The organism is uncultured Polaribacter sp., from assembly GCF_947501385.1.
In the GTDB taxonomy this organism is placed as follows: Bacteria; Bacteroidota; Bacteroidia; order Flavobacteriales; family Flavobacteriaceae; genus Polaribacter.
Window position 1 is genome coordinate 16005 of the sequence record NZ_CANMVP010000030.1, and the last position, 21487, is coordinate 37491.

General features: G+C 32.2%; 15 protein-coding genes. 14 read left to right on the forward strand and 1 reads right to left on the reverse strand.

What is annotated here, in order from left to right; translation table 11 throughout:
• The first annotated feature begins 7 nt into the window (after positions 1–7).
• The 8 genes from Q0998_RS16565 (at position 8) to Q0998_RS16600 (ending at position 10254) form a co-directional block, all read left to right on the forward strand.
• Positions 8–1543 carry a RagB/SusD family nutrient uptake outer membrane protein gene (locus tag Q0998_RS16565; protein WP_299671861.1) on the forward strand — a complete coding sequence of 512 codons (1536 nt, stop codon included), beginning with the start codon at positions 8–10 and terminating at the stop codon, positions 1541–1543.
• A gap of 51 nt (positions 1544–1594) precedes the next feature.
• A complete protein-coding gene (locus Q0998_RS16570) occupies positions 1595–2776 on the forward strand; it encodes a TlpA disulfide reductase family protein (RefSeq protein WP_299671863.1) in 1182 nt (393 codons plus the stop codon).
• 23 nt (positions 2777–2799) lie between these two features.
• The gene (locus Q0998_RS16575; protein WP_299671864.1) at positions 2800–4011 is read left to right on the forward strand and encodes a TlpA disulfide reductase family protein; all 1212 of its coding nucleotides are present in this window, start codon (positions 2800–2802) and stop codon (positions 4009–4011) included.
• 13 nt (positions 4012–4024) lie between these two features.
• Positions 4025–5599 carry a hypothetical protein gene (locus Q0998_RS16580; protein WP_299671866.1) on the forward strand — a complete coding sequence of 525 codons (1575 nt, stop codon included), beginning with the start codon at positions 4025–4027 and terminating at the stop codon, positions 5597–5599.
• Between the two features lie 19 nt (positions 5600–5618).
• Positions 5619–6119, forward strand: coding sequence for a protein-disulfide reductase DsbD domain-containing protein (locus Q0998_RS16585; protein ID WP_299671868.1), 501 nt, complete (start codon positions 5619–5621; stop codon positions 6117–6119).
• Positions 6120–6135: 16 nt separating this feature from the next.
• On the forward strand, positions 6136–7506 hold the full coding sequence (locus tag Q0998_RS16590) for a TlpA disulfide reductase family protein (protein ID WP_299671870.1): 1371 nt from the start codon (positions 6136–6138) through the stop codon (positions 7504–7506).
• Between the two features lie 709 nt (positions 7507–8215).
• Positions 8216–8713, forward strand: a complete 498-nt coding sequence (locus tag Q0998_RS16595; RefSeq protein ID WP_299671872.1) for a hypothetical protein — start codon at positions 8216–8218, stop codon at positions 8711–8713.
• 2 nt (positions 8714–8715) lie between these two features.
• Positions 8716–10254, forward strand: a complete 1539-nt coding sequence (locus Q0998_RS16600) for a thioredoxin family protein (RefSeq protein WP_299671874.1) — start codon at positions 8716–8718, stop codon at positions 10252–10254.
• Positions 10255–11019: 765 nt separating this feature from the next.
• Here the strand turns inward: Q0998_RS16600 and katG are convergent.
• Complete coding sequence (gene katG, locus Q0998_RS16605; protein WP_299671876.1) at positions 11020–13248, reverse strand: catalase/peroxidase HPI; 2229 nt, start codon at positions 13246–13248, stop codon at positions 11020–11022.
• Between the two features lie 186 nt (positions 13249–13434).
• Between katG and Q0998_RS16610 the strand changes: the two genes are divergently transcribed.
• The 6 genes from Q0998_RS16610 to Q0998_RS16635 all read left to right on the forward strand — a co-directional run bounded on the left by Q0998_RS16610 (position 13435) and on the right by Q0998_RS16635 (position 21423).
• Positions 13435–13950 carry a sigma-70 family RNA polymerase sigma factor gene (locus Q0998_RS16610; protein ID WP_299671877.1) on the forward strand — a complete coding sequence of 172 codons (516 nt, stop codon included), beginning with the start codon at positions 13435–13437 and terminating at the stop codon, positions 13948–13950.
• A 573-nt stretch (positions 13951–14523) separates the two neighbouring features.
• Entirely contained in the window at positions 14524–15684 is a 1161-nt protein-coding gene (locus tag Q0998_RS16615) for a FecR family protein (protein ID WP_299671879.1), read from the forward strand.
• Positions 15685–15793: 109 nt separating this feature from the next.
• The gene (locus Q0998_RS16620) at positions 15794–19291 is read left to right on the forward strand and encodes a SusC/RagA family TonB-linked outer membrane protein (protein WP_299671881.1); all 3498 of its coding nucleotides are present in this window, start codon (positions 15794–15796) and stop codon (positions 19289–19291) included.
• A gap of 9 nt (positions 19292–19300) precedes the next feature.
• Positions 19301–20644, forward strand: a complete 1344-nt coding sequence (locus Q0998_RS16625; RefSeq protein ID WP_299671883.1) for a RagB/SusD family nutrient uptake outer membrane protein — start codon at positions 19301–19303, stop codon at positions 20642–20644.
• A 69-nt stretch (positions 20645–20713) separates the two neighbouring features.
• Positions 20714–20956 (forward strand): hypothetical protein, encoded by a 243-nt coding sequence (locus Q0998_RS16630; RefSeq protein ID WP_299671885.1) that lies wholly within the window; start codon positions 20714–20716, stop codon positions 20954–20956.
• Positions 20957–21201: 245 nt separating this feature from the next.
• Complete coding sequence (locus Q0998_RS16635; protein WP_299671887.1) at positions 21202–21423, forward strand: EF-hand domain-containing protein; 222 nt, start codon at positions 21202–21204, stop codon at positions 21421–21423.
• Positions 21424–21487: the final 64 nt, after the last annotated feature.

The following is a 21487-nucleotide window of genomic DNA, read 5'->3' on the forward strand; positions in this document are numbered from 1 at the left end:
CAAAGTCATGAAAATATTTAAGTTTACAATAGCAATAGCAATAGCAATCATGGTTATTTTCGTTAGCTGTGATGAATTTTTAGAAGAAAATCCATCAAAAACAATAGATGTTATCCCTGAAACTTTAGAACAGTTGGAAGCATTATTGAATAACTATAACGTATTTTATCGAGAGCCATCTAATGAAAGAATATTTGGAACAGACGATTATGCATTTATAACGGATCTATATGATGCAGAGAATTCTATTTATAGCACTATAAGCATTAGTTACGGTGCATGGGCTGTTGATCTTATACCAGATATTACAGGAAGAGTTTACTGGCCATCTGAATGGGAGAAAATATTTACAGCCAATCTTGTGCTTCAGGAACTAGGAAATGTACCTGGAGATGCACAAGAGAAAGAGGACATTAGAGCTGAATGTTATTTTATACGTGCATACAGTTATTTTCAATTAGCAACAGTGTATTGTTTGCCATATACGGATGCAAATAAAACTGAATTGGGCTTACCCATTAAACAAACCACAAGTTTTGAAGAAAATATAGAAAGAGCGACACTTGAAGAGACCTATACGTTTATAGCAGACGACTTAGATAAAGCGATGAAAATAACCCGATCCTTTAATAAGGTGAATAATTTAAACCGTTCGTGGAGAGCCAGTACCGCTGCTGTTAATGGTTTTGCGGCACGCTTTTATTTAGCATTAAATGATTATGTAAATGCACAATTCTATGCACAAAAAGCATTAAACGAATATAATCAATTAAGAAATTATAATACGGATATGCGTTTTTCTGATATACCGACAGAGGTAACTATTTTTAATCCAAACCCTACAAATGTTAGTATATTTTATCCTTATACACACGATCAACAAATTGTAGTTGAAGATAGACTGCAGTTTGGTGAGTCTTATTATTTTAGAATGTTATACGATGCTGGTATAGGATATTTTCCCTCTCAGGAATTATTAGCACTATATAATCAAGTATATGATCTTCGTTACAAATTTCACATTGTCGAAGACTATTCGTATACACGGAATGTAGTTGACCCCCCGTATAGTTACCCAGGTTATGTTTTCTTTTACCAGAGCGATCTCCCAAGTGGTCCCTCAGTCCCAGAAATGTTACTTATAAAAGCAGAATGTCAGGTACGTCAGGGTTCATTTGTTGAAGGTATCCAAACCGTAAATCAATTAAGAGTTGCTAGAATGGATGCTAGTGCACCTGCTAGTGACATTAATTTAACGGCTAGCTCTCAAACAGATGCATTGGTAAAAGTACTAGAAGAACGCCGAAGAGAAATGCCATATGTACATAGATGGTATGATGTAAGACGCTACAACAATAATGACAATAGTGCTGATGACGTAATTATGACAAAAACTTTTTATCCTTTTAATATTGCTAGTATACTAGGATCTGAGCCACCAATTACCTATACGTTAGATAAAAACTCGAGAAGATTTGCATATCCTATACCAGAGGCTGATATTATTGCTTCTGAAGGGGTTTTACAACAAAATAAGTATTAATTTTTGTTTTGATAAATCATTTATTCTTTAAATTCTAATCTTAGATAAGAGATGAAAAATCTACTACAGCAGTTATTTGTTGGCATCATATTGATCTTTCTAATTGTGGCTTGTAAAAAGACAGAAAATCATTCAGAACGATTTATAGTAACCGGATTTATAGAAGGGTTAGAAGGTAATTTATATTATACAAATCCTTATAAAAAATATAGTCCCACTCATCCTTTTGATTCAATTATTGTAAAAAATGGAGAATTCATTTTTTCAGATACAATTTCTGAATTAACCTTAATAAAGGCTTACACTAAATTTTCTGAAGAAAATAAACTTTATAAAAAGCCAAATATAAAGAATGGAATTTACCCAGTTCCCTCTATGTATCTCATGTTCTTTGCTTTTCCTAATGCAGAAATTGATATAAGTGGTGTCGCATCAGATTTTATGGATGCCTACCCCAGTGGTGATGAATATAATAATAGCCTAGCGGAAATAAACAAATTCGCATTTCCTAGTTTTAACAAGAGCGTTAATTTACTTGTTAAATCTACCTTTGAAAAGGATACAATAAAATCAGAAATTTTAAAAAAGCAATCTCAAGAAATTAGTGAGACTGGAAGACTAGCAAGAATTGATCATATTAGAGAACACCAAAACTCTCTAGGGGCCTTATGGTATCTCAATAATATGGTACTACAAAGTGACATTAGTGATAGTCTGGCGCTTGCAATTTTTAATAATGTATCACCTAATCTCCACCATTTCGAGATTTACAGGACATTGGAGGAATACTTTGATAATATCAAAGTTTTAAAGGAGGGTAATCCAGTTCCTAAAATTAAAACCAAGTCAACTCTTAATGGGGAGGAATTTAATTTAACCAGTCTAAAAGGAAAATATGTGCTCATAGACTTTTGGGGAATTTGGTGTCGACCCTGTGTTGAGGAGATGCCTAAAGTAAAATTATTTCAAAAAAGATATAAGGATAAATTTGCAGTGTTAGGTATTAATTCAGGAGATTCAAGAGAAAAAATACAGACTTTTATTGATGAAAATAAATATGAATGGCAACATATTTTAAATCAAACAGACGACACAACAAATGATTTTTTGAAAAAGTTTAATGTTAAGGGCTTTCCAACAAAATATATAATTGATCCTGAAGGAAAAATAGTTAAAAGTTTTTTAGGCGGTGGCGATGAAGCTTTTACTTTATTAGAAAAACTATTGAATTAATCTCCCTTAAAAAATAAAGGATTATGAATGAAGCTTTTAAATCATGTTTATTAATATCGATTGGACTGCTCGGTTTATTTAATATAAGCTGTAAAGATGATGTTTCTCCAGAGGGTTATACAATCAAAGGAAAAGTAAGAGGGATTCATAAAGGATGGGTTCATATAATACAACCGAGCGTAGTAGATAGAAATAGTAAAGGTAAGGTTATTGACAGTGCCGAAATTTTAAATGGTGCTTTTTTAATGAAAGGCAAAGTTGATAACATAGATAGGGTTAGCATGACTATTGGAGAAAATTATTTTAGTTCATCAGGTTTCTTTATAGAAAACAGCCCAATAAATCTTGATATTGATTTAGAAAAAGCAAATGAATATGGGAGGTTCGATTATGAAATTTCTGGTTCTAAAACACATGATCTATATCTTGAACAAGTAAAATATGAAAGAGCGATAATGACACAAGAAAAATATAGGCCATTAATAGCGCTTAGGGAAGATATGGTAAAAGCTTATAAATCTAATGATGAAGTATTAATTGAAAAATTTTCTAAAAAAGCAAAAGCATTAGAAAAATTGAGTGAGGAACGTCAAGAAGACTATCAAACTACAATTATAGATTTCATAAAAAAGCATCCATCTTCACCTGTCTCTCCATATATCTTAGGCTTTCAGTTTAATGAAGGACGAATGACTAAGGAAAGAATGAAGAAAACTTACAGGCGCTTTGAAGGCGAAGCAAAAAAAACCGCAATGTATCAGTATTTTAAAAAAGTATATACAGAAATTTTTGAGACTTTGCGTGAAGGAGCAGTGTCTCCAGATTTCACTTTAACTTCTTTGAATGGAGAAGAGATTACATTGTCTCAGGTAAAGGGGAAATATCTTTTAATAGATTTTTGGGCAAGTTGGTGTAAACCATGTAGGTCATCTTTTCCTCATTTAAAAGAACTATATGGTAAGTACAAGAACAAAGGGTTTGAAATTATAGCGATTGGCACAAATGATGAAAAAGCCAAATGGGAAAATGCCATTGAGGAAGACAATACGCCATGGATTCACTTATTTGATGAACCAAAAATTAAAAAACTAAATGAATATGGAGAAGTAGCTAAGCTTTATGGAGTACCATTTTTACCTACAACATTTTTATTAGATAAGAATAGGATAATATTAGGAAGACAATTAAGAGATAATGATTTAGATAATAAATTAAAGGAAATCTTCGGTTATTAAAATTATAGAAAACATGAAAAGCACAAATAAAAATAAATTATTATTCAGTATTATAGCTGCCATTGGTATGTTTATGCTGGGTTATGGACAAGAAAAATTGGACATAAAAGTACTCTACGTTGGTTATAGTCCTGAAATATCTATGCCAGAAAATTTAGAATCCATTCGTGTTACTGGTGGGATGACGCCAGAGCGGTTCAAAAAAGAATACGGAAAGCGAATGCCAGCATTCAAAGAACTACTAAACACCTATTTTACAATTGTAAAAACAGTTGATGCAAGAGATTATAAAGAGGAAATGTCATTGGGATATCTCACTATTTTCGACCAAGTTCCTAAACAAATAAGAGAACGTGTAGTTTATAATGATCCAGAGACAGGAGAATTTATTGGTATGGAGCCTGCAAAATACGTCAGTGATAATTTTAGTAGTCCTGCGATTTTTATTGGTCATACAGCCCCTGTTATTGGTAGTGGTTTAGGTTCTAAGCTAGATTGGTATTGTTTGTGCTTAGATAGGTATGCGCATCATATTAAAACTGAGCACGATATTTTTAATGGCCCTTTTAAAACGGATATTACTTTAATTGAAAGACCAACGCCAAAAGGTGTTTTAGAAGCTTTTGATGGATTTGACGTACCTAAAGAAATACCGATGTGGGAAGTAGATAAAGAAGGGTATGAAGATGGTAAAGGGTTTCGAGTCGGTTTGGTATCGCGTGGCTGGGGTTTTGAAGATTCCCCAAATGCTGAAATTATTTCAAGTGGTGTGTGCACTAAACAAAAAACAGCTGTTGCCTTAGGCAGACATGGCAATTTCTTTTTATGGGGGTTCGCCGGATCTCCTGAGTATATGACCGAGGAAGCTAAAAAAGTATTTGCTAACGTAATTGTTTATACCAATAAGCACGCTAACGATAAGATGATAGCTAAGAAATACAATGAACGAATAGCGACCAAAGTATATATAGATGAACTATTATTTTATACAACGAAGCCTTCATATTTAAGTTATGTTGAATTTTATAAGAAAGTGAATGAAAAAAATGCAAAACTAAAAGAAGCAGCAATACAAAAACAAAAAGCTGGAGAAGAATTGACGAAAATGGACAAAGTGATCATTAACGCTAAACCTGAACCTATTGCCTCAAGAGAAGGTTATCTTAAAGAATCCATAGGAAGAAACTCTTGGTCAAAAATAACAGGTTTAGATACTTTAGCTATTAGAGAATATCTTAAAGAAAATAGAGATTATTTCTATTCAGAACCCAGCGGATTTTATGATTTAAAAGTGGATAAGGATGTCAAGAGTTTAGGTATTGCTAATACCAATATAAAAGTGCTAGATAAAGCAATAGGCATGTTAGAGCGAAAGCAGGATGTGGATAAAGCCTATAGAATATTAATGCGATACACATTAGAAAGTTTTAAGTCTCCAAAAGACTGGAGAACTTGGTTTAACAAGTACAAAGACGATATGTTCTTTACAGAATCGGGAGGCTATGTATGGATGATAAATAGCCTTGATGCCAATCCAAAAACAAAACCAAGAAGCGAAAAAGAAATTTCAGAATTAAAGTATTTATAATCATATGATTCCTAATAAAATGATCCTTTTCATATGCTGTTTTGTTGCTCAGTTAGGTTGGGCACAAACTGAAAAAGTTTCTTCTGCATTAAAAGAGAAAGCAGAAAATGCTGGTATGGAAATAGTTAATAAAGAAACAAATCCAATGGATCCAGTTTCCGTGGGTGCAACACTTGTTTGGTCTGAAGATAAAACGCAAATAGCAATTGTTCTGAAAGCCAGTATAGCATTCAATTGGCATATTTATGCCTACGTATCAGATACACAGCCTTATATTTCAACAAAGCTAAAGTTAGATCTGCCCGAAGGCATTTCCCCAATAGGTGAGTGGAAACTGCCTTATAGCGAACCTTATGATGATGGTGTTTATGTTTATTATGGAGAACCCGTATTTATTCAGTATTGCGCCATAAATAGTGCTGTTAAAAATTCTAAAATAAGCTGTGGCTTATATTATCAAACGTGTGACCGTTATAAATGTTTTCCACCCGAAACTAAAACCAAAGAATTGGAAATTTAAAACATTGAATAGGAATATGAAAAATATTGTTTTTACAGTAGTACTACTAATACTAATTTTTAGTTGTACTGAAAAAGTAACAAAAGAAAATAAAACAGTCACTTTAACAGGAACCATTGCCAATTACGATCAGGATACGCTTTATATGAATAATATATCTTCAAAATTCATGCTGTTTAAAGAAGACATACAGGGGATACCTTTAGAGGGAAGAAATAATTTCAATTATAAGTTTGAACTTGAGAAACCCACATACTTCCAAATAGGAAGAACTTTTTTATACCTATCTCCTGGTGATAGTTTAGTAGCCAATCTAGATACAAAGAGTAGAAGTTTAGCAAAATTTGAAGGTCGAGGTGCTGAGGCAAATAACTATTTAACGAATGTGCCTTACCCAAAGGGTGGTTCTTATTGGGGCGATAGAGAAATAGCTTTAAAAATTGAAACTTATCAAGAAATTCCAGAGGCATTCAAAAAATCTGTTGACCATCGACTCGAAGAACTTAATAAGTTAAATTCTGTATCTGATGAATTTAAAATGTTAGAGAAAGCACGTACCAAATTCGACTATGTTAATTCTATGAATAATTTGTTTTATCTATACTATGCTAAAGTTAGAAAAGGTGAAATGAAACAGGAAACAATGGATACAAAAATAGAAGAAGCAAGTAACTATCTAATTCCATATAAGCAAAGTTTGTTAGATGATTTTAATAAAAAAGAATACCTACAATTAGAGGTTTTTCAATCTGTTTTATATTCGTTAAGTGATGATGATTTTACAAGTAAACATCAACTAGTTGAATTAGATGCTACTTTAAAAGAATACGTTAGAACTAGAGATTTATTAAATGAATTAAAGTTTAATGGTTATTCGAATGAGATAGGAGATAAATTGAAAATAGCGTCTCAAAATATAACAACTAAAAATTACGCAACCGTTTTACAAGACGTTCAAAAAGAATACGAAACAATCACAAAAGGAAACCCTGCTTCAGATCTTATTTTTACAACACTTAAGAATGGTAATGTTGCATTAAGTGATTACAAAGGCAAAGTAATTGTATTAGATCTATGGGCAACTTGGTGCGGGCCCTGCATGAAAGAAAAGCCATTTTTTGAGGCTCTCGAAAAAAAATATCACGGGAATGAAAATATTGAATTCATATCGCTTTCAATTGATACAGAAAAAGTTTGGCGTGAGTACTTTGAAGAAAATGACATAGTTGGTAATCAATTACAAATAAATAGGAGTCAGTTGACTAATTATAAAGTGGCCGGAATACCACGCTTTTTTGTAATTGACAAAAACTTTAAAATAGTTGATGTCTTTGCTCCGTTACCTTCGTCTGGAGATTTGGAAAAGTTAATGAATCAATACATTTAAATAGAACACATGATTAAAAATTACAATTACATTCTATTCTATTCTATTATGAACCTTACTTACATTCCCTGTAAATGCAGAGTCCACTATGAAGAAATTTCCAGTAAAACTAATAGATTTATTGAATAGCGCTCTTTTTGGAATAGTTATTATTGAAAACTTATAAGATTATGATAGAGCCTTCAAGAAAGCCTCTTTAGATAAAGAACAAATGAAGAAGACAGATAGTGTTATAGACCCAAATTTGTTTGGGTTGGTAGTAACATAGTAAACACAACAGCAACCAGACCTTCAGGTGAAAGTATTTTATTTTGAGCAATTAAAAATATAGTGGTAATCCGCTGTATATTTTTAACGCACAACGAATAACTTTAACATTTTTTTATATTTTAAAAGTAAGGGAATAATACGCTAAAAGCGTCTTATATATGAGGATGCTCTAAGAGAACTTTGTTTTTGTTGTATATTATTTGAATTAGTTAACATTAAAAACAAAATAGATTCCTCCTTTTAAAGACACAGCGTTTATTTGCGCTGTGTCTTTTGTTTTTCAACTCCCTTTTATAACATCATTTTAGGCAAATCTTTTTACAAGCCCGTTTTCGTTTCAATAAAATGTTAATAAAAGAAGAAAACGCATTTGTGTGTAGGGGTTTTTAGTTTTTAATACGTCTTATACATAGAAGCCACCTAAAAATAAAAACAGAACATGAACCTAGAATTCAATAGAAGCCTACAAACACTAACTGTCCTAGTGATGCTATGTGGGTTTTGTTTTAAAACAAATGCCCAAATTCTTACTCCTGCAAAATGGCGTATAGAAATGCCTAAAAAAACAGTAAGAGTAGGCGATAATGTCACCATATTTTTCAAGGTTATCTTGACAGATAGCTGGTATATTTATTCTAGTGATCAAGATCCCGATTTGGGCCCCATCCCAACTTCTTTTGAATTCGAAGAAGATGGGAGTTACCGAGTTATAGGAAAACCAATTCCAATAAAAATGAAAGAGAAATATGACGATGTTTGGGAGGGTACTGTGCGCGTTATTTCAACATCAGGGGGTGGCTTTAAAATAAAAATTAAAGTATTACAGTCTAACCCAACAGTGGTAGGGAATATTATCTACACCACTTGTTCTATGAAAACGGGGCAATGTATTTTTCCAGAAGAAGACTTCGAATTTGATATCAAAACAGCCAATTAAGTATGCAAGAATTATGGTCTTTTATGCTATTGGCATTTGGTGCAGGTTTAGCAGCGCTACTAACACCCTGTGTATTTCCGATGATCCCACTCACAGTAAGTTTTTTTAGTCCTCCTAAATCTCCCCAAAGAGGGGAGCATGTTCACGGCGAAACGGTTTCAATACAAAGCCGTGAACCTCAAAAAAAAGGGTTGAAAAAAGCATTGTTATATGGCTTTTTTATCATCTTAATCTATGTCATTGCAGGAACCTTGGTGGCCAGAATCAATGGCCCAGAGTTCGCTAATTGGCTCAGCACCCATTGGGTGCCGAATGTATTCTTTTTTCTGATCTTTCTTATTTTTGCCATGTCTTTTTTAGGCATGTTCGAACTTACGTTACCTAGTTCTTGGATCAATAAAATGGATCGTAAGAGTAACGAAAAAGGAATATTGGGAACCTTTTTTATGGCATTTACTTTAGTACTGGTGTCCTTTTCATGTACGGGTCCCATTGTAGGCAGTGTGTTGGTTTTGTCTGCAGGCGGAGCGGTTATCAAACCCATATTGGGGATGTTCGCCTTTTCATTGGCCTTGGCATTACCCTTTACACTCTTTGCAGCTTTTCCAAAATGGTTAGAAAAACTACCCAAATCTGGAGGCTGGTTGCAAGAAGTAAAAGTGGTATTGGGTTTTTTAGAACTGGCACTGGCACTAAAGTTTTTAAGTATTGCAGATCAAGTATACCATTGGGGCATTTTAGACAGAGAAGTCTACTTGGCGCTTTGGATTGTAATTTTTGCGCTATTAGGGTTTTACCTTTTGGGAAAACTTCGACTACCCCACCATGCAGAGAAAAAAGAAATAAGTGTTCCAAAATTATTGATGGCAACACTCGTTTTTAGCTTTGTAGTGTATTTAACCCCTGGAATGTTTGGTGCACCTTTAAAAGCACTATCTGGTTATTTACCCCCATTAACATCACAAGAATTTATTATGAATCCCAATTTAGTATCCTCTGGTGTGGTCAAAGACTCTTTTGATAGAAGAAAGAGCAATGCCATAAGAATGTTTGCTGCATCTGCCTGTCCACAACCAAAATATGCAGAAATGCTACATTTGCCACATGGGTTAAAAGGCTATTTTGATTTAGCACAAGCCAAAGTCTGTGCCAATGCACAAAACAAACCCATTTTTATTGACTTTACAGGACACGGCTGTGTGAACTGCCGAGAAATGGAAGCACGCGTATGGAGCGACCCACGAGTCTTAGAAATCTTAAAAAACGAGTATGTGGTGGTGGCCTTGTATGTAGATGAAAAAACCAAATTACCAGAAGAAAACTGGTACATTTCTGAGTATGACGGCAAAACCAAAAAAACGATCGGCAAACAAAATGCCGATTATCAAATTACCAAATTCACCAACAATGCGCAACCCTATTATGTGCTCATGAATGCGCAAGAAGAAGTATTGGCAACACCCAAAGCCTATGATTTAGAAGTAGAAAACTTTATTGACTTTTTAAAAAGTGGCATCAAAGCCTATAAAAAAGTGCTTTAAAGGAGAAAACGATATAAAATGATAAAAAAAGAAAGCGCTGCTTAAACAGCCTATTGTTAAAATGAAAGGAAATCGTCTAAGAAATAAAGGAGAAAATAAAATGAATACAAAGGGGGATATGAATAGTTAATAGAATATTTTCTCCTTGTTTCTTTCTCCCCCCGCTGTTATTTTAAAGTTGATAGTTACTTTAAAAAATAGTGAAGAGCAAGGAGTTTTTAGTGGCGTTTAGACATCGTTATCTGCTACTTTACATACAAAATCAAAAAAAGAACCTACTATAAAAATAGGTTGATAAAAAATATAATGAAATAAAATCAAAACGAAGTACATATAAAAGACACCCTGCAAAAGTCTGCCTTTTTTATCGTTATTTATTTGAATAAATTACACGATACATAACATTTTGATTTTTAAACACGGGAAGCTATCCTATCATGAATAGATACTCTCGTGTTTTTTGTAGTGAAAGGGAATATACCAAGGAAAGAAGTGTTACATACTTTTTTGAAACGTGTTTTAGGGTCTATAGATACATAGATTTATTTCAAGTAAATTAAAAAAGGCTGTCTAAAAAGGAGTTCATGTCCGTTCAAGCGGAGTCGAGAGCTTATTTAAATTACTGATATTAAATAACCTTTCGATGGCTTTGTTAGTTATCTTTAATAAAAATGTCTTTTCATTAAAGACAATGCTCAAGGGAGACAACAAAAATTATTACAGTTTTTTAAACAGCCATTTTTTAATGTTAAAACTTATTTTAAATTAAAAGCGATCTAAGTTCATCACTTTTGTCCAAGCGGCAATAAAGTCATCAACAAATTTTTCATTTCCATCGTCTGCACCATATACTTCACAAATGGCTCTTAATTCTGTATTGGAACCAAAAATTAAATCGGCTCTTGTTCCAGAAAATTTCATGGCATTTGTTTTACGATCACGCCCAATAAATTCAGTTTCTTCAGAAGTTGTTGGCTCCCATGTTAAAGAAAAATCAAGTATGTTGATAAAGAAGTCATTAGATAGTGTTCCAACATTATTTGTAAATACACCGTTTTTAGAATGGTTAGCATTTGCTCCTAAAACACGTAAACCACCCACTAAAACAGTCATTTCTGGAATAGATAATGTTAAAAGGTTGGCGCGATCTAATAAGGCATGTTCTGTAGCTAACTTTTGATTGTTCTTTCTGAAATTTCTAAAACCATCTTGTTGTGGCTCTAGATATACAAAAGACTCCACATCTGTTTGTTCTTGAGAAGCGTCTGTTCTTCCTACCGTAAATGGAACAGATTTTTCAAATCCGCCGTTTTTTGCCGCTCTTTCAACGCCAACTGCACCACCTAAAACAATTAAATCTGCCATTGCTATTTTCTTAGCATCAGTATCAAAATTATTTTTAATTTTTTGATAAACAGCTAGAACTTTTGCCAATTCCTGCGGATTGTTTACTTCCCAATTCTTTTGAGGTTCTAAGCGAATTCTACTTCCATTGGCACCACCTCTTTTGTCTGAATCTCTGTAGGTGGATGCAGAAGCCCAGGCAACAGAAACCAGTTCAGAAATACTTAGATTGGCTTTTGAAATTTGGTTTTTTAGCTCTTTAATATCTTCTTTATTGGCTTCTTCATAATCTGCGGTAGGAATTGGATCTTGCCATAACAATTCTTCATTTGGAACTTCTGGTCCTAGATACCTTGAAGTTGGTCCCATATCTCGATGCGTTAATTTGTACCACGCTTTTGCAAAAGCCTCTTCAAAGGCTTTGTGATCTTTATGAAAACGTTTCGAAATTTCTAAGTATTTAGGATCTGTTTTTAAAGCAATATCGGCAGTAGTCATCATTAATACTTGTTTTTTCGAAGCATCACCAGCTCTTGGCGCCATTCGTGCGTTTGAGGCTTCTGTTGGCTTCCATTGATGTGCACCTGCAGGACTTTTTGTCAACTCCCAATCGTAATTTAATAAAACATCAAAATAATCATGATCCCATTGTGTAGGATTTGGAGTCCAAGCGCCTTCAATTCCACTGGTGATGGCATCGTCTAAAACGCCCGTACCAAAAGAATTTTTCCAACCCGTACTCATTTCTTCAATTTTAGCCCCATGAGGTTCTGTGCCCACGAATTCATTTGGATCTGCAGCACCATGTGCTTTACCAAAAGTATGTCCGCCAGCAACCAATGCAACGGTTTCTTCATCATTCATTGCCATTCTTCCAAAAGTTTCCCGAACATTTTTTGCAGAACCCATCGGATCTGGATTTCCATTAGGTCCTTCTGGGTTTACGTAAATCCAACCCATCATTACAGCGCCTAAAGGTGCTTCTAAATCGCCATCTTCATATCTTTTTTCATTATTTCCCCATTCGGTTTCATTTCCCCAATAAATATCTTGTTCTGGTTCCCAGACGTCTTCTCTTCCGCCAGCGAAACCAAAGGTGTCAAATCCCATAGATTCTAAAGCGCAATTTCCTGCTAAAATCATTAAATCTGCCCAAGAGATTTTATTTCCGTACTTCTTTTTAATGGGCCAAAGTAATAGTCTTCCTTTGTCTAAATTCCCATTATCTGGCCAACTGTTTAACGGTGCAAAACGTTGATTGCCTGAACCAGATCCACCACGACCGTCACCAATTCTGTAAGTACCTGCGCTATGCCAAGCCAAACGAATCATAAAACCTCCGTAATGTCCATAATCTGCTGGCCACCAATCTTGAGAGTTTGTCATTAAATTTAAAACGTCTTGTTTTAATTCCCAAAAGTTTACACTGTTAAAAGCATCAGCATAGTTAAAATCAGCACCCATAGGATTTGATTTTTTTGCATGTTGACGCAAAATATTTAGCTTTAACTCATTGGGCCACCAATCTCTGTTTGTAGTGCCACCGCCAGCAGTTGTAGTATGTGAGTTGCCCATAAATGGGCATTTGCCGGCATTTGATTCGTTAATATCGAATGCTTTTCCGTTTGAATTTGAGTGGTTGCTTTGCATGATGATAGAATTTAATGTATTAAGTGCACTAAATTTATGCTTTTTTTATTTTAAAAAAGAGGGCAGAATTAAATTTATACTTATTAAATTATAATTAAAAACTATGCTTAATTTTTACATTCAATCAAATTGGTTAAATTTATCTTGAATCTAAAAACTTTTTATAAATTCGCTTTATAACTTTTTATGTCATTAGAATTAAGAATATATAATGGAGATAGGGGAGCTTTTGAGATAGTGTACAGACTATACTTCAAAAAGGTATTCTATGTTGCAAAAAAATATGCTCCCAAAGAAATTGATGTAGATGATGTTGTTCAAGAGGTTTTTTTAAAACTATGGAGAAAAAGAAAAAATATTTCTACTGAAATCTCTATCGAACAGCAATTGTTCACCATTACTAAAAATGTAGTTTTAAATTTATTGAGAGCAAGAGTAAGTCAACAGCAACTTTTATTAAAATTAAAAGTAGAGAAAGCGAATGATACTATAGAAGAGGAAGATTTTTCTGAAATTAGACTCAAAAAAATAAATAGTGTTGTAAAAAAACTACCTAAAAAGCAACAAAAAATTTTTAGAATGTATCGAGATGAAGGTTTGACTTATAACGAAATTGCAACTGCACTCAGTATTTCTAAAAACACCGTTTCTTCTCATTTAAATTCAGCAATGACTTTTCTTAAAAAAGAATGTTTAGAGTAACTCTTAATAAACATCATTAAATTAGTGAAACTCAATTTTTATTCCGAAGCTTCGGAAGCAAAACAATGAATTAAAAATTGCTAGCTGAACCTGCCTATGCAGGCAGGCAGGCTAATCCCGCTTTTTTTAGCGGGATCTATAGGTTTTACCTGCCAGCTGGCAGCTGGTTCCCCGACGCTCTGCGTCGAAATAAAAAATAAATTTCTACTTGATACCTCCTACCCTTGGGTCGAGGTTTTTCATTTCAGTAAAAACAATATTTTAACCCGTTGTGCATTTTGATAAATTCTGTCAATTCGAGTGAATTTCACGATTGAATTAAGTGAAATTTGTATCGAGAATAAGAATTTTCGTTTCTAAACTAGTTCTCGATACGATTTTCTTATCAAAAAATCACTCGAACTGACATTTTGGAATACATTTAACTCAAAATGCACAACGGGTTATTTTAATATTAGAATGACCTTAAAAATGTTAAAATTTTAAATTTTAACATTTAAAACCCATACTTATTGTTTTGGTAAGTGTAATACTTATATACAACAAAAATTAATTCAATAGAAAATAGAAGCTATGGAAATAAATCGATTGATAGAAAAGTTTTTGAAGAACGAATGTTCTAAAGAGGAGATTTCTATTTTAAATGATTTTTTTAAGAAAAAGAAAATAACAGCATTTGATAAAGATTTTTTAATAGCATGGAAATCTGAAAATGAAGACGTTTCTTTAAAATTTAAAGAAGAGGCTATTTGGTCTCAATTGAAAGAGAAAACAGCAGGTGATAAAAATCAAAATTTACACAAAAGAACAAAGAAAAGAAATAGCCATGCTATTTTAAAGTATGCAGCCGTTTTTGTGGGAATTATTACCACAGCTTTTTACGTTTTTAATAATAGTTCTTCTACAGAGGAACAGAAAAGTGAGCAACCTATAAAAATTAAATTGGCAGATGGTAGCACAAAAAAAATTCAATTAAAAATGAATTTGGATACGCTAAAGAGTAGGTATCAAAAATTAGCCGTACAAAAAGGAAACAAATTAATTTATTTTCGAAAAGAAAAAGATAATAATTCACATAATTTAGAGTACAACACGCTTACAGTTCCCTATGGAAAAAAGTTTCAAGTAATACTTTCAGATGGTTCTCAAATATATTTAAATTCTGGTTCGTCTTTAAAATACCCTGTCGCATTTATTGAAGGGCAAAAAAGAGAAGTTTTTTTAAATGGTGAAGGTTATTTTAAAATAGCAAAAAATAAAAAGGATGCTTTTATAGTTCATGCTAAAAATATTCGGACAAAGGTCTATGGAACTGAATTCAACATAGCCTCTTATGATAATGAAGAAAATATCAATATCGTTTTGGTTGAAGGGAGTGTTGGTGTTTTTAAAGCCTTAGAAAAAAATAAAGAAAACAAACTAAAACCGAATCAAATAGCTACGTATTCTAAATCTGATAAAAAGATGAAGATTGCCAATGTAGCAATAGATAGCCATATTGCATGGATTGATAATGTGCTTTTGTTTAAAAATGAAAAATTTAGTATCATTCTAAAAAAACTAGAAAGACATTATGGAGTTAAAATTACAATAAATAATGAAAATTTTTATAAAGATGAACGTTTTACAGGAAGGTTTGAAGTAGAGTCTATTGAAGACGTATTAAAAACGATGAACAAAGTACTGGATTTTCAGTTCACAAAAAATAACAACCAAATTAGTATTCATCCTTAATCTAGAAATATATGAGCTGACATAAAATGAAAATCGAGAAATGCGGCAACATTTCTCGAAAATAAATAACTAAAAAATTAGAAACCAACTTTTTAATCTTAACAAAAATATGAAAAATCTTAGTACGATTTGCATTTTTGATGCAATCACTATAAAATTAGATTTAAAAATGAAACTAACGGGAATACTATTTTTATTAACCTTGTTTCAAATGAGTGCGAATGATACGTATTCTCAAAATACAAAAATATCATTAGACTTAAAATCTGCAACCATAGAAAAAGTGCTTCATGAAATTGAACGCAAAACAGATATCAATTTTTTCTTTAAAAATGCTGATATTAATCTAAACAAAAAGATAAACCTAAACGCAAAAAAAACAAGCGTTCAAAAAATATTAGAAACTATTTTTAAAAATTCGAACATCAAGTTTGAAGTTTTTAATAAGCAAATCATTCTTCGGGAAGAAATCAAACAAAAAAAGGAAGCTTTAGTTAAAAGCCTAAAGAAAATTCTTAAAATTCAAGAAACTGTAAGTGGTGTAATTACAGATGTAAACGGAACGCCTTTATTTGGAGCTACTGTAGTTATTAAAGGAACTAAAAGAGCAACTAGTTCAGATTTTGATGGAAGATATAGCATTGATTTGCCCGAGGCTGCCACTACTTTAGTAATCACTTATGTAGGTTTTAAAAGACAAGAAGTAGTCATAAACAATAGAACCACAATAAACATTCAATTAGAAGAAGATGAAACCAGTTTAGATGAAGTTGTTGTAATTGGGTATGGAAAGGTGAAGAAAGAAGCCTTAACTGGTGCTGTTGGTACAGTTGACGTGAAAAGCGTACAAGATCAAGGTACGATACTAAATATAGACCAAGCATTACAAGGTCAAGTAGCAGGAGTTCAAGTAAGTGCTCCTTTAGGTAGACCAGGTGCAGCTGCAAAAGTAAGAATACGTGGTAGTTCTTCTATTTTAGGGACTAATCAACCTTTGTATGTAATTGATGGAGTTCCTATAGAGCCTTCTATAGAAATGCCAGGATTTAGATCATTTATTGATAATATTAGTAATATTAACACTACTCCATTTGAAAACGAAGGTACCAATAATGATTTAGGGTTTATAGATTTTAATAATATAGAAAGTATTTCTATTCTTAAAGATGCTTCTGCAACTGCCATATATGGTTCTAGAGGATCTAATGGGGTAGTTATGATTACAACTAAAAAAGGTAATAAAGCTTCAAAACCTCAATTTGAGCTTTTAGTCACCAAAGGTTTAAAATTCATACAAAGGGTAGATGTTCTTAATTCAAGTCAATTCCAGCAAATTTACAAAGAAGCCATAGAAAACTATCAAAATTCAGGAGGTATTGTCCCAAGTAATGACACATTTGCTCAAGGTATTTTAGAAGGTACAGAAGTAGATGAAAGTGTAAATATAGATTGGCAAAATTTGGTCTCTAAAAATATTACAACTAGTAGCAACTACAGTTTCAATGTAAGAGGTGCGAGTGAAAGAGGATCTTATTACTCATCCTTAAGTTTACAAAAAAATAATGGAGCTATAGATGGAGATGAATTAACAAGATATACATTTTCTTTAAATTTAAAACAAAACTTAAAAGACAATTTAGAGTTTTTTACTAACCTAAGTTTAGGTAAAATAGAAAATAAATTTGCGTTGAGTACACCTTATGGAGCCCCATTTATTAGACCTGACAAAGAACCTTATGACGAGAATGGAATACCTGTTAGAAGGATTGGCGATATCAATAACCCTATTTCAGAAAGAGAAAGCAGGTCAGATGCAGAAGATTTTTCACTATTGGGAAGTATTGGCTTAGAGTATGAACCTATAGAAGATTTATTTATAAAAACTACGGGAATACTTCAGTACATTGATAGAGAAAACTATTCTTTCTATCCAAGTTTTACACAGTTTAGAGGCAATGCTAGAGGTGCCTTAATAAATTCAAAAACCTTTAATCCTTCAATAGAAACTACTTTAACTTATGATTTCTCCTCTAAAAGTAAGCATCACTTTAATTTTTTATTAGGAAATACATATCAAAACAATAATTCTGAAACCGTAAATACATTTGGAGAAAATTTCCCAAATGATGATACATTAACCAGCATTAATTATGCTAGTGAAAATCTTTCAAATCAATTAGCTATTACCAGAAGTACATTAATTTCTTTCTTTTCTAGATTGCAATACGATTATGATAATAAATATCTTTTAACACTTACAGCAAGAACAGATGGTTCCTCTAAATTTGGCATAAACAAAAGATGGGCTTCATTCCCATCTGCAGGAATTGGTTGGAATATTCATAGAGAAGAATTTGCTAAAGATTTGGAATGGTTAAGCTTCTTAAAATTAAGAGCTAGTTTTGGTCAATCAGGTAATGTTACTTTTGATCCTAATCAATCATTTAGTTTATTTGGAGCTCTTAATGGTAATCTAGGGTTTTATGATGAAAATACTGGCTTAGTACCATTACGTATTGGGAATCCCGATTTAAAATGGGAGATTACGACCCAAAAAGATTTTGGTATGGAGTTTTCTTTTTTTAAGAATAGTATAAAAGGAGAAATAGGATACTATCAAAAAGATACCAAAGATGTTTTATTTCAAACAGAATTACCTCTAACAACAGGTATTGGTACTGTTATAGCCAATTTAGGAGATACACAAAATAGAGGATACGAATTATCACTTGATTTTAATTTGATTGATAAAAATGATTTGAAGTGGAATTTGAGACTAAATTCCTCTACTGCTAAGACAAAAATTGTAAGCTTAAATAGTACATATAAAAATGAATCTGGAAATATCGATTTATCAGGGGTACTTTTAAAAGAAGGAGAAGCCCTTGGTTTAATAAAAGGATATATAGCAGAAGGTATATTTCAAACTCAAGAAGAAATAAATGCATTAGATGCGAATGCACCTAGAGGTTATTATCAAGCACAAAATACACAACCAGGCGATATTAGATATGCCGATTTAGATGGAGATGGTGAAGTAAGTGCATCATCGATATCTGGTCCAGATGTTACAAATATTGGAAATATAGAACCTGATTTTTTTGGAGGTATTAATACTAATATAGCCTACAAGGGATTGTCTTTAAATGTATTTGCTAATTATAGTGTAGGTAATGATATTTATTGGGAAGCAGGTGAGAATACATTTAGCTTTACAACCTTTAACGATCAAAGTAATAAATTAACTCAGGTTTTTGATCGTTGGACTCCAGAAAACACAGATGCTAAATATCCAAGAGCTGTTTATAGAACTAATGTTGGAGTAAATAGTAATAATGCAAGGCAATCTAGTTTATATATTGAAAAAGGTGATTATTTAAGAATAAAAACAATAACATTAAGTTATAGATTGCCTAAAAAAACACTAAAGCATATCAATCTTCAAGGACTATCTTTTTATGTAACAGGTACTAATTTGTTTACAATTACAAATTATTCTGGTGCAGATCCAGAATTTACAAATATAGCGAGCTTTAGAGCTCCAGTAGACAATAACAATTACCCAACTTATAAAGAGTTTATAGCAGGAATGAGAATAACCTTTTAAAATATGAATATGAAAAATATAGTTATAATAATAAGTATTTTCACAGGGCTTATGTTTTGCTCTTGTGATGAGGAATTAAATGTAAAGCCAGAAAATTATTTATTTGAAGAACAATTAATTACAAACGATAAAAGTGCACAATCCTCACTTTTAGGAGTCTATACTCAATTAAATTCAGTATATATAACTCAATATACAGAACTCTATACTGGTCTTATGGATGGTACATTAGTAACAACTACCACAGGTCTAAATTTACAATCTTTTATTAATAGTTTTGACCCTTCCATTTCAACTTTAAAATTTTTTTATAGAGCACCTTATACTATTGTTAATTCTGCAAATGCTACGTTAAAGACAGTTACTGGAAACGATAAGGTATCGCAGACTATGCGAGAAAGGATTTTAGGGGAAGCGCATTTTTTAAGAGCATTTGGTCATTTACAAACATTAAAATATCATGCACAGTTTTTTGATGTTACAAGCCAATACGGTATTGTTTTAAAGGACGAACTTTCTACTTTTGAAAATAGAGAAAAGAAGAGAGCTACAGTAAAAGAAAGTTATGATTTTATTTTAGATGATTTAGATAAATGTATAGATAGCAGTGTTCCATTTACAGATAATTTTTATGCATCTACATTGGCAGCAAAAGCATTTAAAGCGAATATATTACTTTATATGGGAGGTGATGCAAACTATACCAATGCCATCGATTTGGCCAATGAGGTAATTGATGATGGTGCTGTAGAATTAGAGCCTAATTTTGAAGATGTTTTTGCAAATGGAGTAAATAATAGCGAAGTTATTTTTGCACGTTATACAGATAATACCCAAACGAGTAAAAGTTTGTTTCTTTATCAAACACAGCAAAAAGCGTCTGCTTGGCTTAAAGATTTTATGCAAAACGATCCTAGAGCAATCCACACTTTTACGGCTAGCAATAGTAAAATAAAAAAAGTATATCTTCCTAGTATAAAAGGTGGTCCTACAAATTTTATACGTTTAGCCGAAGTATATTTAATAAAAGCAGAGTGTCAAGCAAGGCTTAATTTATTGACTGAAGCAGAAGCTACACTAAATATCGTTAGAAAACGAGCTTACGGAGGCACTCCACCAGCATTAATATATACTAACAAAGAAGAATTGTTAGATTTAATTTTTGATGAGTATGTAAAAGAGCTTTGTTTTGAGGCTGGAACAGTTTGGACAGCTGCTATCCGCCACGGTAAAGTTGAAGAATTAAAACCAAATGTGACCAGTTCAAATCAATATATAATGCCCATACCTTTGCTTGAGTTACAAACAAATTCTTTATTTGGTGAACAAAACCCTGGTTATGATGGAATTTAATTAATACATATGATATCATAGACTATAGACTTTTAATTTTTTAAAGATGTAAATAAAATCCCCTAAATTATGTCATTACAGAAATATATCAACCGTATAGCGCAATTAGATCAACTCATAAGATTAGAAGCAACTGGGAATCCAGCGGAGTGTGCAAAAAAGTTGCAAATTTCTAAAAGGAGTTTGTATTGCTTGCTTGATGAACTTAAAACAGATTTCAACTGTCCAATAAAATACTGTAAAGTTAAAAGAAGTTATGTTTATACACAAAGAGGAGCGATTTCTGAAATCCGCTTTAAAACGAAACCTTAATAATAAGGTTATAAAATAAATAATTTATCTCGTAGTGCTATATTTCTGCACTGGTATTTTTTAATTTTAAGGTAACTATTAAGAATTGTAAGAATCTATTATTAGACAATTTAAAATATTTAAACTTAAAAATTACCTACCAATGAGATAGATTGTACAACAAATAACCAGAGGATTGTATTATAAAGATAATATACCTCGCAGATTTTACAATAAAATAGTTTAATCATTTAAATTTAAAAATCATGAAAAAAGTAATAATTACTAGTGTATTTATGTTAATTACTCTTGTGTGTTTCGCACAGACTTGTGCTGAAAAATTTGTTGAATTAGATACTAATCAAGACGGGCTTATTTCTCGAACAGAGGCAAACGCAGACGCTATAGTTTCCAATTGGTTTGATATAATAGATACAGATGCAGATGATTACATAAATTTGGCAGAATTTGCAAATTTTTGTTCATAGATCCTAAACTAAAAACTAATATAGAATAGTAAATAAATAACTATTCTATATTGGTTATTTATAT

What these genes read in the sequence shown, in the direction of transcription:
- katG (WP_299671876.1), bottom strand. Translation starts at nt 13,248, where the DNA reads ATGCAAAGCAACCACTCAAATTCAAACGGAAAAGCATTCGATATTAAC.
- Q0998_RS16615 (WP_299671879.1), top strand. Translation starts at nt 14,524, where the DNA reads ATGGAAATAAATCGATTGATAGAAAAGTTTTTGAAGAACGAATGTTCT.
- Q0998_RS16630 (WP_299671885.1), top strand. Translation starts at nt 20,714, where the DNA reads ATGTCATTACAGAAATATATCAACCGTATAGCGCAATTAGATCAACTC.
- Q0998_RS16585 (WP_299671868.1), top strand. Translation starts at nt 5,619, where the DNA reads ATGATCCTTTTCATATGCTGTTTTGTTGCTCAGTTAGGTTGGGCACAA.
- Q0998_RS16580 (WP_299671866.1), top strand. Translation starts at nt 4,025, where the DNA reads ATGAAAAGCACAAATAAAAATAAATTATTATTCAGTATTATAGCTGCC.
- Q0998_RS16590 (WP_299671870.1), top strand. Translation starts at nt 6,136, where the DNA reads ATGAAAAATATTGTTTTTACAGTAGTACTACTAATACTAATTTTTAGT.
- Q0998_RS16635 (WP_299671887.1), top strand. Translation starts at nt 21,202, where the DNA reads ATGAAAAAAGTAATAATTACTAGTGTATTTATGTTAATTACTCTTGTG.
- Q0998_RS16610 (WP_299671877.1), top strand. Translation starts at nt 13,435, where the DNA reads ATGTCATTAGAATTAAGAATATATAATGGAGATAGGGGAGCTTTTGAG.
- Q0998_RS16565 (WP_299671861.1), top strand. Translation starts at nt 8, where the DNA reads ATGAAAATATTTAAGTTTACAATAGCAATAGCAATAGCAATCATGGTT.
- Q0998_RS16620 (WP_299671881.1), top strand. Translation starts at nt 15,794, where the DNA reads ATGAAAAATCTTAGTACGATTTGCATTTTTGATGCAATCACTATAAAA.
- Q0998_RS16600 (WP_299671874.1), top strand. Translation starts at nt 8,716, where the DNA reads ATGCAAGAATTATGGTCTTTTATGCTATTGGCATTTGGTGCAGGTTTA.
- Q0998_RS16625 (WP_299671883.1), top strand. Translation starts at nt 19,301, where the DNA reads ATGAAAAATATAGTTATAATAATAAGTATTTTCACAGGGCTTATGTTT.
- Q0998_RS16570 (WP_299671863.1), top strand. Translation starts at nt 1,595, where the DNA reads ATGAAAAATCTACTACAGCAGTTATTTGTTGGCATCATATTGATCTTT.
- Q0998_RS16595 (WP_299671872.1), top strand. Translation starts at nt 8,216, where the DNA reads ATGAACCTAGAATTCAATAGAAGCCTACAAACACTAACTGTCCTAGTG.
- Q0998_RS16575 (WP_299671864.1), top strand. Translation starts at nt 2,800, where the DNA reads ATGAATGAAGCTTTTAAATCATGTTTATTAATATCGATTGGACTGCTC.